This window comes from Exiguobacterium sp. s160 (assembly GCF_018617575.1).
Classification (GTDB): domain Bacteria; phylum Bacillota; class Bacilli; order Exiguobacteriales; family Exiguobacteriaceae; genus Exiguobacterium; species Exiguobacterium aestuarii_A.
In genome coordinates this window covers 160,885-178,411 of sequence record NZ_JACSKK010000004.1, presented here as the reverse complement: position 1 = coordinate 178,411, position 17,527 = coordinate 160,885, and the positions used below count along the sequence as shown (strand labels likewise).

Sequence of the window (17,527 nt, the reverse complement as noted above, 5' to 3'; positions counted from 1 at the left end):
CTCCCCCATGTATTAAGATGAGCCTACACAAGAAATAGTTGGGTAACTGAACAATTTTTACTATAGAGGTGAAGGACATGGAACAGTATCAATACGACCCGAAAGTATTGAATCGTATGAAACGGGTAGAAGGGCAAATTCGCGCCATCATCCGCATGATGGAGGAAGGAAAAGAGTGTCGTGACGTCGTGACACAACTGAGCGCAGCACGTTCCGCACTCGACCGCGCCTCGACGATTATCGTGGCCAAGAACTTAGAACAGTGCATCATCACGGCGCAAGCGGATGGCGAAGATACGTCAGAAACGGTCGAAGAAGCCATTAAAATGTTGATGAAACGCTAGTTCCCCTTGCTTTCCCCGTCCAAATGGGGGAAAGTTAGAGTAACGACTTACTAAGGGGGATTTCCTTGTGAACTTCGAAGAAAAAGTAGAATCATTTAGAGCGCTCGCCGCTGAACGCAACATGACGTTCAAAGAGAGCGACACTGAAACGCACGTCACGTTTTTGACGCGTGAAACAACAAAATCCGGGGCTCAGCCCGTTATGATTATCGCTTTTAACAAAAAGACGACAGACGCTGAGTTATACGCTGCGACCGTCACGCACGTCCCAGACTATGTAGAAGACTTACCGATTCTAAATGCCTTGAACGAGTTCAACCAGGAGTTCAAGTACTTCCGTTGCGTACTCGACAGCGATCGTGATGTCACACTCGCATCAACACTCGACCTCGATCTCGGTTTCTCACCAGAGATCATCTTGCAACATTCATTCATGATGTTCCAAGCGGCCGACGAAGTGAACGAGTACATGCAAAAACTGTACACACAAGTACAATAATGAAAAGCCGTCCGGAACATTTCCTGGCGGCTTTTTTGAAACATCTTTTACTCCAGCTCGTAATGTTGACCAAGGAGGAGATTCGATATGACACGTTATGAACGATATGTAGAGGCGTTAGATGCGATTAAAGAAGCGACCAAGTGGGAGTTGACGGATGACTTCCGGCGCTTGATGGCCATTCATTATGCGATTCATGACACCCCATTCGAGGCATCTCGATTTTCGAACGCACGCGATACATTGAAACAAAAAACGAAGATGTTTTCAAAGTTTAGGGGCAGTCAAAGCCTCGTCTGGCTCTCTTTTCTCGATGCCAAATATGAAGACATCGGGACCGCAATCGACGAGGCCCTTCGACTCGATACGTTACTCGACCGAAAGCATTTCCGTTTCAGTTCATTACGCCCTTTTTTAGCGAATCAACTGATTAATGTAGAGGAACCTGAACGACGACTCGATGAGGCGACTGACCTATATCAAACGTTCAAACAACATCATCCTTGGTTGACGAGCGAGGAAGACTTATTATCGGCACTCGTGCTCGTGCAAGCGTTTGATGATGTCATCGATTTGAACGAACGGATCGAGCAGCATTATACGTTATTGAAAGATCGGCTACCGAAATCGAACGAACTGCAACTCGTCTCACATCTTTTGACATTCAGCGAGTCTGCACCAGAAGAGGCGGTCTCTCGACTGCTGGCATGGAAATCGCAGTTAGACGACGTACAACTATCCATTCGACGTGAGCAGTTACCGGCGCTCGCTTTACTGAGCATTGTCGCGGAACCGGATGCGGATGCCGTACACGCCATTCAGGAAATCGTGGATGCCGAAAAGGACAAGCAGCGCTGGTTCAACACACATAGCGTGCTTGTCGCCCTTCAACTTGTAGCTGCCGACCACATCACGGGAGAAGCCAATGATCTATTGCTACACGGGACCTTCGCCCATTTGCTAGCGATGCAACAAGCAATGACCGCTGCGACAACTGCCGCCGTCATTGCCAGTACTTCTTCCTCAAATTAAACAAGACAAAATGAAAGCATACAAAATGTTCCGCGAGGTGAGTTCTGACCATGTCTTTACTACCAAAAGATCGAAAGAGTCGGTTTATCTTCAAATGTGTCATCGGGATGGGTTTCATCCTACTCTTGATCGGTCGAAGCGAAGTCCCTCTACCGATTCACGCAACGACTTCTTTTGTCCCATTCGAGATTCATCCCCCTACGTACATCCCTTTTGTCGCTGAGACCGAATATGCATATCTGGTCAGCCTTGGGCGGGTCGAACTCGTCTACGAAAATGTAGAGGAGTCTATGAGCATATGGGCGACTACGGAACTCGGATGGCACCATGTCGAAGAGTGGGAACCGTATGCACAAACCGTTCAAGGTTCTCCTATCTACCTCAATGAGTCCGATGAACTCACCATTCTCAGCTGGCAACGAGATGGCGTCGAATACGCAATCGACTACCGCGGACATCAACTTTCGAAGCAGGATTTGTTTGCCATCGCCGCTTCAATGAACTTAAAAAAACGATCTCACGCGAGATCGTTTTTTGGTGTCCAATTTGGTACGACAGGTGTCGTTTTCGGCTCATCGACGACGAGCATCTTGGTGACGACCCGTCCGGCGATTGACACCGCGACGAGCGTATACAATGCGTTCGATAATGGTAAATAAATGAGTGAAATCCCAAGGACGATCACATCAAAGATAATTAAAATCGTACCGACCGACACGCCTGTCCATTTCGATAATCCGAGGGCGAATAAGTCGTCGCCACCGGTCGCTCCGCCTGACTTCAAGACGAGACCGAGACCATATCCGGTCACAATCCCACTTGCGATCGCAGCGAATAACGTCGCTGGCCATACTTGAATATCAAACGTGAGCAAGTCGAGACGGTCCCACATCGCATAACTGAGCGATAAGGACGAAGCGGCTAACACCGCCTGCCCGACAAAACGCCATCCTTTCCACCATAATGCGATGATAAAAAATGGGATGTCGAGCACGATCATCGAGATCGCCGGGTCGATATCAAATAGATAGCGACCGAGTAGCGATAACCCGACGAATCCACCTTCCGCCAAACCAAACTGTTCATTCAAATAATAATAACCGAACGCCATGATCAGCGTTCCGAGCACTATGGTAGCAACTCGTTTCATTCCGATTGTCCTCCCCGTTCTTGACGGAGAGGAGGATCCTCAGTCGTAGCTGCGGTTCCATCTGTTCCATCTCCGATCTTCCGTTTGTTGATTGATACACGTCATGGTGATCATTCAACGCTAGAAGTCCGGAAGTTGGAACAGAGGCCACGTCCTCTCGGTATCCATAAAGACCTTCCTTTCTCAAATTGCGCGTAATCTTGTACGTAGTTTACCACACATTTTGATTCAGTTCATGAATTTTACTTTTAGTGCATGTTACGTTTCGGTAAATCTTTCTTTCCGAACCACCACCAGTTCCAATCCCCAAACAGTTTCATAAGAGATGGAACGAGCAGGATTCGGATAATCGTCGCATCGATAAAGATGGCGAGGGCAATCCCGACACCGAGCTGTTTAATCGGGCTGACACCCGTAAAGGCAAACGCACCGGTCACGACAATCATGATGATGGCAGCCGAGGTAATGATCTTACTCGTTTTCGCCAGTCCCATCTCTGTCGCATAGTCGTTGTCACCTGTCTCCCGGTAGTATTCCTCGATTCGTGAAACGAGGAACACCTCATAGTCCATCGACAATCCGAAGACGAGTGAGAAGATGAAGACCGGTGTCAAAATACTGATCGTCTCCGCATCATATACATAGCCCGACTCAAAGATGATGACGAGTAAACCGAACGTCGCACCGAGACCGAGTACATTCATAAGAATGGCTTTGATTGGAATCAAGATGGATCGGAATGCCCACATGAGGATGAAGAACGTCGCCAAAATGACGGTGATCACTGCATATGGGATGCTGTCGTAAATCTCATCATAAATCTCTTCGTTAAAGGCAGCCGGTCCACCGACCTCAAATCCCTGGTCTTGCCAATCGCGGACAAATGCCTGCGCTTCTTTGTCACTTGGTGGTACATCGAAACTCACGTTGACGAGGGCGAGGTCTGTATTCCCATCAAGCGTGACGAGACGTTCAAGCGGAGCGAGTTGTTCTGGGGCCGCCTCCACGAGTTGCGTGAACGCTTCAGGCGTCAAACCAGACGTCGTCAAAAAGGTCGAGACGTTATCGACAATCTCTACTTCGTTTAACTCGTCCGTGAGCGTTGTCAGTTCTTCTAAAATCATCGGGTCCGTCAAATCATTCGCTTCGAACAAAATGACCGCATCGGTTGAGTTTTCTCCGAACACTTCGTCAAATCGTTCAAGTGCCGCCCGTGATTCATACGAAGTCGGGAGCGCATCTGCGTCCGGAATGTTCAGTTCTAAGTCACGGACGAACCAAAGACTCGGTAACAGTAACAATAACGCGACGAGCGTCATCGTCACAGGGCGCTTCATGACGAAACGGGCAAGCTTTTGCCAACGCTTTTCTGACTTCGTTTCGTCAGACTTGATGATCCGCCCTTTATTCAAAGCGTCCCCGACTAAGTAAAGCGATGACGGCAAGAGAGTCAGTGCGGATAAAACCGCCCCTGCAACGGCAATGAGCGCACCGAGTGCGACTGCCTGGAAAACATCGACCTGGATAAACAGTAGACCGGCCAATCCGACGAATACGCATAGTCCAGAAAAGAGAATCGAGCGTCCTGCCGTCGCCACCGTCCGGACGATAGCTTCTTCTCTCGACTGCCCACGCGTCAACTCTTCACGATACCGATTGACGAGGAGCAATGAGAAATCAATCCCGAGCGCAATGGCGATCATCGCCACGGCGTTCAAGACGAATATGGATAATTCCATGTTTTGCGCAAAAAAGAATAAAGAGCCTGCCGCTACGATGAACGTGATGAGTCCGACGAGCAACGGCATGAGTGCCGCGAGCGGCGTTCCGAAAACAAGTAACAATACGACGAGAGCAACCGGAATCCCGATCAACTCTGCCCGAATCAAGTCATTTTTCGATGCCTCGTTCAAGTCGTCTGCAAAGACTGGTTCCCCAGTCAACCGCACTTCTGTATCTGTGTCTGTGATCAGGGCGTCACGAACCGCCTCAATCGAAGATTCGGCTGCTTCATAGTCTTCAAATTCAAGCACAAAGTACGAGACGTCGCCTGAACGAGCATCTGGATTCTCGGATGGCGTAATCACACCATCAATCGACCGAATTGCCTCGAACCGTTGCTGTTGTTCGTCCATGACCGTTTTTATTTCTCCGCCTTCAAACAAGACGATCATCGAGGCACCTGCACGGTCGAACCGTTCATTCAACGTATCTTCTACTTGTTGGAATCGCCCGTCTTGAATCGCGAAGCCGTTTCCTCTCAACTCACCCGGGAGCTGCAGCCCAAAATAGACCGACCCTGCGAGTAAAATCGTCCAAATGAGTAGTACTCCATATCGAAAGCGAACCAACTGCCTACCTAACCATTCCATCCTTGTCACTCCTCCCTGTCTAACCATCTAATTCCCGTTTCTCTCTTCATTCATCATCACTTCACAAAAAATTCCTGAACCTGTTTCGGGTTCAGGATTCTTGTCGTTCAAAGACTTGAAGCCAACTATGGCAAAATCGTGGTGGTGCGGATAGAACAACGAGTCGATCTCCTCGGTCATCTAACAGCATGACCTTCAGCAATTGGTTGTCCGCGCACACAGTCGAACAAAACAGTTCTTCTTCTCGACGAAACAGTTGGAACGCTTCGGTCGAAGTGATTGCCGTCGTTTCGCCGACTTGATCGAGGATGACCGTATCACGGTCCCCTTCATACGGAATACGCCAGTTCTCATTCGTTTTCACATTCTCCACTAAAAAGTGATGCGTGTTTTCATCAAATAAGGTCACACATGTTTCAGGTGTGAATCGTTCAAAATCATACGTCCCTTGATACGCCAACTCGATGATGTTCCCAAAGAGCGGAACTTCTTCGTAGCGACTATATCGAAACGTATGATCGTGGAGGTTCAAAGCCACGACATCTGATTCGGCTGAATATAAGAAGATGTCATCGCCTTGCCAATAGTGCAAATTGCTAAACCAGTCACCGTTAAAACGTTGTGGAATCGCATGCGTCTCCATCTGTCCTTTTTGTAAATCAATGACTCCGTAAAGTCCTTTTTCTCGGAACCATGCCACGGCACGCGTCGCATTCGGTTCCACATATAGGGCGCACGGTGTCCAAGCCCAGTCAATCTCCCAGCGAATTTGGGACGACTCGTCAAAGAACAAAAATCCGGTTTGCGCCAAGTACAACATCCAACCTTCACCGACACGTTCTAACCATTCGATCGTTTGATGAAATTGAAAGTCTGCTGTTTGTTTGTACATTTGATCACTTCCTAATTTCAGCTTAGCAACGACCGAAGCGAAATTCGATTTTGAATGTGTTCGTTCAACACATTTTCGATTTTCCTGTATACTGTCCGTATAGATGAATGGTTCAGAAAGGAGTATACCGATGCGCCCATTACAATTATCACCAGAGACCGCGGTTGAGCTTGCGAAAAAGTTGAACGTCCCGCTCGAAGAATTGATGCATATGCCGAAGCATATTCTCGTTCAAAAAATGATGCAACTCGAGGCATCTCAAGCAGAGGAAGACACATCAAAGGAGACAGATTAACGTCTCCTTTTTTGTTTACTGTTCTTTACGTTTTCGTTTTTTCGATACATACCAGAGACCGAGCACGGCGAGTGCGGCACCTCCGGCAACAGCGTATTTGCTGTAGTCCGGACGACGTTCCGTCACTACGAGTGTCGACAGTGGCGCGACTGTCATATGACGGTCCTCGATTTGACGCGGAGCCGTCAGATTGACGGTATGGTCTTCCACGTTTACTTCAAACTTACCGGACGGAAGTTTGATCTCGACCGCTTCCTCTAGCGCGTTATGATACACCACATGTCGTTCTACATACCCTTCGACGTGGCGGCTCAACTCGAATGCGATCACGCCTTCTTCTTCATCGAAGAAACGTAAATGTTTCCGAATCTGTTCCGTGTTCTCAAGTCGGAAGAGCGGGTACTGCTTCCGCAGACGCAACAGACCTTTCACATATTCTACACTCGGCGCTTCTTGTTCTGCACGTGTCCAGTCGACACGGTTGACGACCCCGCCTGAGTTAAAGCTATTCTCGTCCCCATCTTTTGTGCGGAAGAACTCTTGTCCACTGTGGAGGAACGGAATCCCTTGTCCGAGAAGTACGATGGATGTCGCCAAGCGATGACGGCGACGACGCGTCGTCTCATCATCATCTGGATTTGTCACGGACAACTTGTCCCAAAGCGTCAAGTTATCGTGACATTCGACATAGTTGACGACCTGGTTCGGTTCATCGGCAAAACTTTGGCTCGTAATCCCGCCAGCGATTCCCCGTTTCACGTCAGCTGTCATGTCTGTGTTGCCGCTCACCCAGCCTGGTAAGTCCTCGATGAACACGTCTCCACGGACACCATCTCGAATCCCATCATTAAATTGCGCGATTCGTGGCATCTTATGCGCATTGTGTTGATTCGCTTTTTTACGGACCGGGAGTGGTGTGTCTAAATCCCAACCTTCTCCGATGACCAGGATGGATGGGTCGACGCGGTCAAGCGCCTTCCGAATTTGATTCATCGTCTTCACATCATGTAATCCCATCAAGTCGAAACGGAATCCGTCAATCATGAATTCCTTCGCCCAATATGTGACACACTCGACCATGAGCTTACGCATCATCGCACGCTCAGATGCCGTGTCATTCCCACATGCTGAACCGTCTGCGAGTGTTCCGTCCTCATTTAGTCGATAGTAATAATCCGGGACGAATTGACCGAGCGGTGTCGTCAACGCATCGTACGTATGGTTGAAGACGACGTCCATGATGACACGGATGCCTCGATCGTGGAGGGCTTGAATCATTGCTTTTAGTTCAATAATTCGTGTCGCCGGATCGTCTGCTGACGAGGCGTACGATCCCTCGACCGCAAAGTAATGTACCGGGTCATATCCCCAGTTATAGTTATCTTCGCTCTCGCGTGATTCGTTCACCGACCCATAGTCAAAGAATGGCATCAATTGAAGATGTGTGATACCGAGCGAGGTGATGTAGTCAAGACCGGTCGGGTATCCGCTTGTTGTCGTCGTACCCGTCTCGGTCATGCCTAAGAACTTCCCACGATGCGTGGCGCCACTTTCCGGATGACTCGTTAAATCACGGACGTGCGCCTCATAAATGACCGCCTCTTGTGAAGAATTGAATAGCGGACGTTCTTTGATCCAATGGTCCGGGTTCAAGGATGCCGGCTCAAGCAGGCATCCACGCTTCCCGTTCACTCCGACGACTTTTGCATAAGGGTCGAGTGATTCCACTTTTTTCCCATCAATCATTGCTTCAAATACATAAAATTGACCTTCGAACAGGGCGCGGTCGAGTTCAATGACCCAAGTCCCCTTCTCAGCCGGTTCGAGCTCGAGTCGATCAAACTTGCGGGCACGGGCTGTGCGATATAACTTGACCGACATCTGTTCCGCTACCGGAGACCAGACACGTAGTCGAATCTGTTCCCCTTTGAACGTCACCCCAAGGTCTTTCCCGTGATAGGCAACGTGATCTAAGTCTGCATGTGTATGTTGATCCATTGTACGTTCCATCTCTTCACTCCTTCACTGCTTCAAATCTGCTATCATTATAACAAAACCACACAAAGGATGGATGAAACATGGCAAAAGACAATTCTTTCGATATCGTGTCCGAAATGAATCTTGAAGAAGTGAAGAACGCAATCCAAATCGCGGAGAAGGAAATTTTGAACCGTTATGACTTTAAAGGGTCAAAAAGTGAGATGTCGCTCGACAACGGCGACCTCGTCCTTATCTCGGATGACGACTATAAACTTGAGCAGTTGAAAGACGTCTTAATCACGAAGTTGATCAAGCGCGGCGTTCCGACAAAAAACCTCGACTATCAAAAAGTAGAGAACGCACTCGGCGGCACGGTTCGTCAACGTGTGAAATTGAAGAGTGGCATCGACAAAGATGACGCGAAAAAAATCAACAACGCCATCAAAGAATCAAAACTTAAAGTCAAATCGCAAATTCAAGACGATCAAATCCGGGTGACCGGAAAATCGCGTGACGACCTTCAAGCTGTCATGCAGCTCGTTCGTGAGCTCGAGTTGTCTGTCGATGCCCAATTCACGAACTTCCGATGAAACTCGCGATCATCAGTGACCCACACGGTTCGTTTGATGATTTGAAGGCGGTTCTCGATGACGTCCGGCGGGAAACCGAGCATATTCTCTGTCTTGGCGACCTATATGAATGCCACATCGGGAAAAAACGACGTCACGAGCGCTTTCATCATGTGGAAGACGTCGTGACGTATGACCCGAACTATGAAGCATTGTTGACGTTCCCAAGTCTACGCGGTAATCAAGAGGAGCGAATCGACGAGGTACTCGTCATCGACCATCCCGTGAAAACACGGATTTCTTTATTGCCGGAACAGACGACTCTTGGCGAAGCACGCTTTTTACATGGGCATCAAGTCAAATGGAACGAAGACTGGGAACCGATTGTTGAGAAAGGGAAATATCCACTCGTTTTCATTGGACATAGTCATATTGCCGGGATTTATCGGAAAGGGATATCCCTGCCGTGGGAAATCGGGACCCCGTTCCATTTGAAGAAAAAGCGATATGTCATCAACGTCGGTGCCGTCATCTTCGATCGGGAATGGTGTCTCTATGACACGGAAGCCCGAACGGTGACCCGTATGAAAGTGTGAGCATAGGAAAAGGACCTCATTTTTTTGAGGTCCTTTCGTCTGTCTTACATTTCTTCTGGAGCTTCGACACCGAGTAAACGGAGTCCTTCCGTCAATACGAGTGTCACTGCCTTCACGAGTGCGAGACGCGATTGTTTGCCTGCATCTTCTTCTAAGACACGGACATGACCGTAATACTTGTTGAACGCTTGCGCGAGGTCAAGTACATAACGGCTGATGATAGATGGTTCGCGACGTTCATGTGCACGCGTGATGACGTGTGGGAACGCGTTGAGCATCGTGACGACACCCCATGAGTAGTCATCGTCTGCACCAGTGAACGGTGAACCATCGTAGTTCCCTTTACGGAGGAGTGAGTTCGCACGAGCGTTCGTGTATTGGACGTAAGGTCCTGTCTCTCCTTCAAACTTGAGCATGCTGTCGAGATCGAATTCGATGTTGTTGATGCGTTCGTTCTTCAAGTCGTGGAAGACGACCGCTCCGACACCGACCATGCGTGCGACGTCTTCTGCGTTCGCAAGGTCTGGGTTCTTCTGCGCGATGTTCGCTTGTGCTTTTTCAATCGCTTCTTTCAACACTTCCTCAAGAAGAACGATGCGCCCTTTACGTGTCGACATCTTCTTCCCTTCTTGCAAGATCAAGCCGAACGGTACGTGATGCATGCCATCGACGAAGTCGTAGCCGAGCTTACGAAGAACCGAGAAGAGTTGTTTGAAGTGAAGCGCCTGTTCGCCACCGACGACATAGTTTGCTTGCACGAAGTTGTATGTCTCGTAGCGATAGATCGCTGCTGCCAAGTCACGTGTCGCGTACAATGTCGCGCCATCTTTCTTCTTGATTAGGCATGGTGGCAAGTTCTCTTCCTCGAGCGAGACGACCATGGCGCCCTCACTTTCGACTAAGAGATTTTTTTCTTCAAGCATCTCGACGACGCGTCCCATCTTATCATTGTAGAACGCCTCACCATTGAAGCTCTCGAATTTCACACCGAGGAGGTCGTATACTTTTTGGAACTCCTTGAGTGACTCGTCACGGAACCATTGCCAAAGCTCTGTCGCTTCCGCATCGCCGTCTTCAAGCTTCTTGAACCACGCGCGACCTTCGTCTTCAAGTTCTGGTTGTGTCTTCGCTTCTTCATGGAAATGAACATATAATTTCAAGAGTTCTGCGATTGGATTGGCGCGTACCGCTTCCTCATCGCCCCACTTCTTGTAGGCGACCATCAATTTCCCAAACTGAGTGCCCCAGTCACCGAGGTGGTTGACACCGACGACGTCATATCCGTTTTTACGTGCGATTTGGTTGATCGCATTCCCGATCACCGTCGAACGTAAGTGACCCATCGAGAACGGCTTCGCAATGTTTGGTGACGAGAAGTCCGTCACAATCGTTTCATTGCGTGTTGCGTGTGTCGCGTACTCTGACTTTTCATCGAGCACCGTGTTGATGATTTCTTGTGACACGACGTCACGGCTCAAGAAGACGTTGACGTAAGGTCCTGCCGCCTCGACTTTTGTGAACAGTTCATCGTTCAAGTCATTCGCAATGTCTGTCGCGATCATGACAGGTGCTTTACGGTAGGCTTTCGCTAATTGGAAACACGGGAACGCGAGGTCACCGTGCGCCTCGTGTTTTGGCTTCTCAATCAATGCCTCAATCTGGTCAATCGTGAGCTCGTCTCCGATGACACGTGATAACGCTTCTGCGTACTTGCGTTCATAACTCATTTGTATGTCCTCCTTCTTCGTATCACAACTCATAAAAAAAACGCCCTTTGCATAGATGCAAAGAGACGGGAATTCCCGCGGTACCACTCTTCTTGCCTGCATGACGCAGACCGCTTTATGGTGATAACGGTTCCCTCCGGCTATGCCTACTCTCGTTTCGGATAGCATCTCAAAAGTGCGTTTCGCGACGTTTGTCAGCCTGGGCTCTCACCATTCCCCAGGTCGCTTTGTTGACTAAACCATCGTTACTCTCTTTTTCATCGACATTCGTCTATGCGGTTGAAAAGCAATTTCATTATAGAGGATATTCCGTGTATACTCAATGCTAGAATTCAAGCATCATGGAACAGAAGCAGGACTCACACGAAATCGTGACGAATCTTTACTATTAGATCTTGAAATGTCCCATGCTAGGAGGGAACGCATGAACCACTTTCGTAAGATGTCCGTGCTCGGTTGGAGTATATGGAGTGCCTTATTCATCTTCACCATCGCATTATTCGCATTGGATATCCTACACGCCCCAACAATCGATCCGTTGTCGTTTATTTTAATTTCATTGCTTGTCATCATTTTTCAACTCGACTCGATCGAAGTCAAAGGTGTGTACTTCACATTTTCTGAAAGTATCGTCTTAATTTTATTTTTATTCTTTGGATTCGAAACAGCACTCATCGTCAACCAAATCGGATTGTTCGTCTTTCAATTCGCCAATTTGAAACCGAAAGTCGCCATCCGTCGTTTCCGCTTCACGTATCCGTGGAATGCCATTACAGCTTACTTAGAAATTGTCATCCCAGCAGCGGTCTATCTCGCCCTTGGTGGGGAGACCGGTCTCGACTTTTATTCGCAAGATTCGTTCGTGCCGCTCGCTGGATTGTTCCTTGCCATCTTCTTAAATACGGTGTTTCAAAAGTATCAGGTGAGATGGTGGTTCCGCGTCGACATCGCATTGAGCGACTTTATGAAGATTGCCTTCTATACGTACGTCGTCAGTTTGATTTTCATCTTAGCGGCAGCGTTTTTCCGAGAGACCAACTTACTCGTCGTCAGTAGCATCGCCGCTGCGTTGACGTTCTTCATCAAGCGGCTTCTTATTCAAAAAGAGCGGCAAGATGCATTCAAATCCTTGATTGAGCAATACGATGAAGCGAAAGAGGCTGTTTCCTTGTCGCAGAGCGAGGCGCAAGCCATCGAAGTATTTTTAAGTCAATGCGAACAGCTGAATCATTATGATGAAGGGTATGTCGAGTTTAAATTATTTGAACGCACCCTGTACTTTGATTTAAAGACGCGACAGCCCATCGATCGACCCATCGTCTTTACGTTGCTTGACATGAGTCAGCCAATCGAGCAAGTCCTCGACTATGAAATGCGCTTTGAATGGGATACTTCCCTTTCTGATGCTTTCCACGACGATTACCACAGCTTCGTTTCTGTTCGTTCGGAGGAAATCGAAGAGATTCGCACCTGGATTGTTATGATGGGAGAACCTGTATACGGTTATCCAAAGATTATTCAGCACGAAATCATCAAATTGTTAAAATCGTTCAACCGAACCATTAGCCGTTGTCACGAACGGGACCGCCTCTATACCGAGAGTCGGACGGACAGTTTAACGCTTCTTGCTAATGCGCGTGCATTTTATGAATATGGCATTCAACAAATATCCGATATGTCGGTATATCCGATATCGGTTGCCATGCTCGATATTGATTTTTTCAAAAAGATTAACGATACGTACGGTCATCAGGTCGGGGACCATGTCTTACAAGAGTTCGGACGACGAATCCGTCAAGTGCTCCGTCCAGACGACTTTGCTGCACGTTATGGTGGCGAAGAATTTATTTTATTGCTCAATCATTGTGATATGCACCAAGCGATTGAAATCACGGAGCGGATTCGCCATCAAATCGAAGCGAAACCGTTTCATGTTGACCACCACGAGATTTCTGTCACCGCCTCCATCGGGGTCGACACAATTGAAGCGTTCGGGAACAAGCGTCTCGATGATACGATTCGAAATGCGGACCGTGCCCTGTATGTTGGCGGAAAATATGCAGGACGTAACCGTGTGGCGCACTTCAACAATTTAACGACGTAAACTCCCCTTTCTCACATCGAATTGGGGAGTTTTTAGGTTGACAACGGGATTTGAAACAGGTACGTTAGGGAACGTGTTTGATAATAGGATAACTTAACTTTTTATCGAGAGAGACGGAGGGACTGGCCCTATGAAGTCTCGGCAGCGGGGAACCTGTGCCAAATCCAGCGGACGATAGTCCGAAAGATGAAAAGGGTATTTCACACGAAGGACCTTTTTCTCAAGAAAAAGGTCCTTTTTATTTTTTAGTGAGGTGATTATTTTGGAACAACCAACAGCAAACAAATGGGCACTCTTGCCGTTACTCGTCTTCTTACTCTTCTTCATCGGAGCGGGTGTCTATTACGGAGACTTCTATAAGTTTCCGGTACTCGTTGCGGCCATCATCGCCTTGATGGTTGCGGCATTCATGACAAAAGGAAGTGCCACTCAAACCGTCGAGCGCATCGCGCAAGGTGCCGGAAATCCGGGAATCATCATTATGATTTTTATCTTCTTACTGGCCGGTGCCTTTTCAACGGTAGCTGAATCAATCGGTGCCATCGACGCGACGGTCAACGCGGCGTTGACGCTTTTACCCCCATCGCTTCTCTTAAGTGGACTATTCGTCATTGCTGCTTTCATTTCAATGGCAATGGGTACATCGACCGGAACGATTGCGGCACTTGCGCCGATTGCCCTCGGTATTCATGAGGAAAGTGGTGTGAACGTCGCCATCGCAGCCGCGGCAGTTGTCGGCGGAGCCATGTTCGGAGACAACCTTTCATTCATTTCGGATACGACCATTGCTGCCGTTAGGACACAACGGACGAACATGCGCGATAAATTCCGAACGAACTTCTGGATCGTGCTACCAGCTGCCATCATCACGACGATTTTACTCGCCGTCTTGTCGAACGGTGAATCGACGGTTGATGTCGCTGCATTCGAATGGTATAAACTTATTCCGTATCTCGCGGTCATCGGACTGGCGTTAACGGGACTGAACGTCATTCTCGTCCTGTTGGGCGGGATCACGCTAACCGGAATCATCGGTCTTCTCGACGGAAGCTTATCCGTCACAGCATTTGTGACCGCTATCGCCGATGGTATGGTCGGTATGGCCGAAATCTCGTTCTTGACGTTACTCATGGGCGGCCTCGTCGGACTTATTTCGCACAACGGCGGACTCACGTATTTGCGTGATGCGTTGACATCACGGATTCAAAAACGTGCTGGTGCCGAGTGGAGTATCGCGGGTCTCGTCAGTGCGACGAACGTAGCGACCGCGAACAATACGATTTCCATTCTCGTAGCCGGACCACTCGCCGCGAACATTGCGGACGAATACGACATCGAACGGAAAAAATCAGCGAGTGTGCTCGATATCTTCTCATGTGGTGTACAAGGGATTCTCCCATACGGAGCGCAACTTCTCATCGCCGCAGAGTTGACGAAGACCGCTTCGCCTGACCTCGTCCCGTTCATGTTTTATCCGTTCCTCCTCTTTATTTGTGGAGGAATTGCGATTGCATTCAACTTCCCGCGTTTTAAAAAGCAGTCTTAAACGACAAACACCCCTTGTTCAAAGGGGTGTTTGTCGTTTAGTGATCATCTCTTGCTTCAATTGCTCGTTGCGTTTTTTGAAAGCGCGTCGTTTGAGCACTTCTTCTAGTCCTCGACTGATGGCCCACAATGCGACCAAAAGCAGACCGAGCATCGATAAGCGAAACGGGCTTTGGATAAATTCTTCCCATTGATCCCCGATGACCGAGAAAATGACGACGACGAGTAGTTTCCCGAATCCCGCCGCCAAAATGAACGTACGGAGCGGCATCTGAATGAGCGCCAGCAAATAGGTGATCAAACTGACCGGGATGAACGGGAGCGAATACAAGAACCCGAGTGAAATCGGACTCATATGGTTGATTCGTTCTAACCAATAGACCGCCGCTTTATGTTTCTCGAGCCAGCGCGTCATCGGTTTACGAAACACATATCGGACCGCCACGAAGACGACAATCGTTCCGAGTAAGTTCCCGATCCATGATAAAAGGACCCCTAACAAAAAACCATATGTTGCCGCATTCGCTGAAATGATTAAAACGAGTGGCAAAAACGGAAAGATCGCTTCTAAAAACGGAGCGCCGAGTCCGGCCCAAGGACCGCCAGGCAAACTTTGAAGCCATTCGATTAATTGGATGATGTACTGTTGGAGAGAAGTGAGCATAGTCGTTCCACCTTCAACTTTCGTTACTACTACTCTAATACCCGAATTCGATTTTCAAGACGCATCTCCCTGCATTCGTCAAAAAAAATTAAAAACCATTTGCGAAAATTCGTCGTGATATTTATCATATAATAATGGACTTGTGGTTGCAGGCAAGTCTATTCGTCGAACGACACAACCCAACGTTCGTTTTCCTGCAAAAAACTGAACACAGGGGAGCAACACAACATGGAAACAAAACCAATGCGGGTCTTGCTGTACTATAAGTACGTCAACATCGAAGACCCAGAAACACTCACGCAAGAACATTTGAAGTATTGTAAAGACCTTGGCATCAAAGGACGCATCTTGATTTCCTCCGAAGGAATCAACGGGACGTGCTCTGGTACTTGGGAACAGACTGAGCAATACATGAACGACTTGAAAGCAAACCCACTCTTCAGCGATATCGAGTTCAAAATCGATGAAGTCGAAGAGCATGCGTTCAAGAAAATTTTTGTCCGTCACAAGAAAGAGCTCGTGACGTGGCGCTTTGATGGTGAGTTTGATGTACCGAAACAACACGGTGCATACCTCGAACCAGCAGAATGGAAAGAGATGATGAATCGTGATGATGTCGTCATCCTCGACGTTCGTAACAACTACGAGTACGAACTTGGTCACTTTAAAAACGCGATCAAAATCGATGTAGAGGCTTCACGTTACATGCCAGAATGGCTCGAAGAGAACAAAGACCTCTACGAAGGGAAAACACTGCTCACGTACTGTACTGGTGGCGTCCGTTGCGAGAAATTTACAGCATATATGCGTGACCAAGGTCACGACAACATCTTCCACTTAAAAGGTGGCGTCGCAATGTATGGAAAAGACGAAGCGACGAAAGGTGAAAACTGGGATGGTGAGCTTTACGTCTTTGACGAGCGCATCAACGTCCCTGTTAACTCTGTGAACCCGACTGTTGTTTCACACTGCATGCACTGTGGAACCGAGACGGTTCGTTACGTTAATTGTGCTAACCCGGAGTGTAATGTACAGCATTTCTGTTGTGAAGAGTGTGAACCGAAACAAATGCGTTCATGCTCGAAAGAGTGTCAAGAACACCCACGCAACCGTTATATCATCGACAACATTGCAGAGAAACTTCAGGAAACTGAAGGAGTAGTCGGGTAACAAAAATCGACCAAAAGGTGTCATGGACAAGCTGTCCTTGACACCTTTTTTTGACGAAATCTTAACGTCTAGTCTGCCCCGCTTTCGGGTATAGTGAAGTTACTATGTCAGACAGGAAGTGAATAGATGCATGTTTAACGAACCTTTACTCGCTGCGATTCTTGCTTGGTTTATCGCCCAAGCAGCCAAGCTCGTAACCGAACTCATTAAAACAAGGGATTTTGAAATTGAAATCATGTTCGCTTCAGGCGGCATGCCGAGTTCACATTCGTCCACGGTCGTCGCACTCGCTACGGCAATCGGACGGATGGAAGGCATCGACTCGAGTATGTTTGCCCTCGCTGTCGTCTTCGCCACCATCGTCATGTACGATGCGACCGGCGTCCGTCAAGCAGTCGGTTTTCAGGCCCGACTATTGAACGATTATTTCAAAGGGATCAAACACGAAACTCCACTTTTGAATGAACTTGTCGGGCACACGCCGTTCCAAGTCATCGTCGGGGCGTTGCTCGGTCTCGTTGTCGGATTGTTTTTCCCGATGTAATCCACTAAAGGTATGTCATTTCTCACACTCTCGATTCTTTTTGT

General features: G+C 48.3%; 16 protein-coding genes, 1 riboswitch and 1 other annotated feature. Of the genes, 10 read left to right on the top strand and 6 right to left on the bottom strand.

All coding sequences use genetic code 11. The annotated features are described in order from the left end of the window. Positions 1-77 precede the first annotated feature (77 nt). The 3 genes from KNO86_RS10500 (at position 78) to KNO86_RS10490 (ending at position 1,875) form a co-directional block, all read left to right on the top strand. A complete protein-coding gene (locus KNO86_RS10500; protein WP_214695974.1) occupies positions 78-344 on the top strand; it encodes a metal-sensitive transcriptional regulator in 267 nt (88 codons plus the stop codon). Between the two features lie 67 nt (positions 345-411). Then, a complete protein-coding gene (locus KNO86_RS10495; protein ID WP_015880528.1) occupies positions 412-843 on the top strand; it encodes a type III secretion system chaperone family protein in 432 nt (143 codons plus the stop codon). 87 nt (positions 844-930) lie between these two features. Continuing rightward, a complete protein-coding gene (locus KNO86_RS10490; protein ID WP_214695972.1) occupies positions 931-1,875 on the top strand; it encodes a DUF4003 family protein in 945 nt (314 codons plus the stop codon). A 517-nt stretch (positions 1,876-2,392) separates the two neighbouring features. Here the strand turns inward: KNO86_RS10490 and KNO86_RS10485 are convergent. The 3 genes from KNO86_RS10485 to KNO86_RS10475 form a co-directional block, all read right to left on the bottom strand. After that, entirely contained in the window at positions 2,393-3,025 is a 633-nt protein-coding gene (locus KNO86_RS10485; protein WP_214695970.1) for a YitT family protein, read from the bottom strand. Between the two features lie 248 nt (positions 3,026-3,273). Next, positions 3,274-5,397 carry an MMPL family transporter gene (locus KNO86_RS10480; RefSeq protein ID WP_214695968.1) on the bottom strand — a complete coding sequence of 708 codons (2,124 nt, stop codon included), beginning with the start codon at positions 5,395-5,397 and terminating at the stop codon, positions 3,274-3,276. 91 nt (positions 5,398-5,488) lie between these two features. Next, positions 5,489-6,289, bottom strand: a complete 801-nt coding sequence (locus KNO86_RS10475; protein WP_214695960.1) for a hypothetical protein — start codon at positions 6,287-6,289, stop codon at positions 5,489-5,491. Between the two features lie 130 nt (positions 6,290-6,419). On the opposite strand from KNO86_RS10475, the gene KNO86_RS10470 reads away from it, so the two are divergent. Next, on the top strand, positions 6,420-6,584 hold the full coding sequence (locus tag KNO86_RS10470; RefSeq protein ID WP_074034284.1) for a YycC family protein: 165 nt from the start codon (positions 6,420-6,422) through the stop codon (positions 6,582-6,584). Positions 6,585-6,599: 15 nt separating this feature from the next. Here the strand turns inward: KNO86_RS10470 and pulA are convergent, their stop codons facing one another. Beyond that, the gene (gene pulA, locus KNO86_RS10465) at positions 6,600-8,594 is read right to left on the bottom strand and encodes a type I pullulanase (protein WP_214695958.1); all 1,995 of its coding nucleotides are present in this window, start codon (positions 8,592-8,594) and stop codon (positions 6,600-6,602) included. 68 nt (positions 8,595-8,662) lie between these two features. Here pulA and KNO86_RS10460 point away from each other — a divergent pair, with 68 nt between their 5' ends. Both KNO86_RS10460 and KNO86_RS10455 read left to right on the top strand, forming a co-directional pair. Continuing rightward, positions 8,663-9,154, top strand: a complete 492-nt coding sequence (locus tag KNO86_RS10460; protein ID WP_015880519.1) for a YajQ family cyclic di-GMP-binding protein — start codon at positions 8,663-8,665, stop codon at positions 9,152-9,154. Next, positions 9,151-9,729: a metallophosphoesterase family protein gene (locus tag KNO86_RS10455; protein ID WP_214695957.1), complete on the top strand. Its 579-nt coding sequence runs from the start codon at positions 9,151-9,153 to the stop codon at positions 9,727-9,729. Before KNO86_RS10460 ends, KNO86_RS10455 begins: the two co-directional genes overlap by 4 nt. A gap of 44 nt (positions 9,730-9,773) precedes the next feature. Here KNO86_RS10455 and argS read toward each other — a convergent pair whose 3' ends face one another. Beyond that, the gene (gene argS, locus KNO86_RS10450; RefSeq protein ID WP_214695955.1) at positions 9,774-11,456 is read right to left on the bottom strand and encodes an arginine--tRNA ligase; all 1,683 of its coding nucleotides are present in this window, start codon (positions 11,454-11,456) and stop codon (positions 9,774-9,776) included. 58 nt (positions 11,457-11,514) lie between these two features. After that, positions 11,515-11,726, bottom strand: a binding site (T-box leader). A 154-nt stretch (positions 11,727-11,880) separates the two neighbouring features. Between argS and KNO86_RS10445 the strand changes: the two genes are divergently transcribed. Together KNO86_RS10445 and KNO86_RS10440 are read left to right on the top strand one after the other, a co-directional pair. Continuing rightward, positions 11,881-13,560, top strand: a complete 1,680-nt coding sequence (locus KNO86_RS10445) for a GGDEF domain-containing protein (protein ID WP_214695953.1) — start codon at positions 11,881-11,883, stop codon at positions 13,558-13,560. A 98-nt stretch (positions 13,561-13,658) separates the two neighbouring features. Beyond that, positions 13,659-13,753: riboswitch (SAM riboswitch) on the top strand. 69 nt (positions 13,754-13,822) lie between these two features. Beyond that, complete coding sequence (locus KNO86_RS10440) at positions 13,823-15,106, top strand: Na+/H+ antiporter NhaC family protein (protein WP_214695951.1); 1,284 nt, start codon at positions 13,823-13,825, stop codon at positions 15,104-15,106. An 18-nt stretch (positions 15,107-15,124) separates the two neighbouring features. Here KNO86_RS10440 and KNO86_RS10435 read toward each other — a convergent pair whose 3' ends face one another. Continuing rightward, positions 15,125-15,769: a TVP38/TMEM64 family protein gene (locus tag KNO86_RS10435; RefSeq protein ID WP_214695949.1), complete on the bottom strand. Its 645-nt coding sequence runs from the start codon at positions 15,767-15,769 to the stop codon at positions 15,125-15,127. Positions 15,770-15,997: 228 nt separating this feature from the next. Between KNO86_RS10435 and trhO the strand changes: the two genes are divergently transcribed. Further along, positions 15,998-16,939: an oxygen-dependent tRNA uridine(34) hydroxylase TrhO gene (gene trhO, locus KNO86_RS10430; RefSeq protein ID WP_214695947.1), complete on the top strand. Its 942-nt coding sequence runs from the start codon at positions 15,998-16,000 to the stop codon at positions 16,937-16,939. A 118-nt stretch (positions 16,940-17,057) separates the two neighbouring features. After that, positions 17,058-17,483 (top strand): divergent PAP2 family protein, encoded by a 426-nt coding sequence (locus KNO86_RS10425; protein WP_214695945.1) that lies wholly within the window; start codon positions 17,058-17,060, stop codon positions 17,481-17,483. The last annotated feature ends 44 nt before the right edge of the window (positions 17,484-17,527 follow it).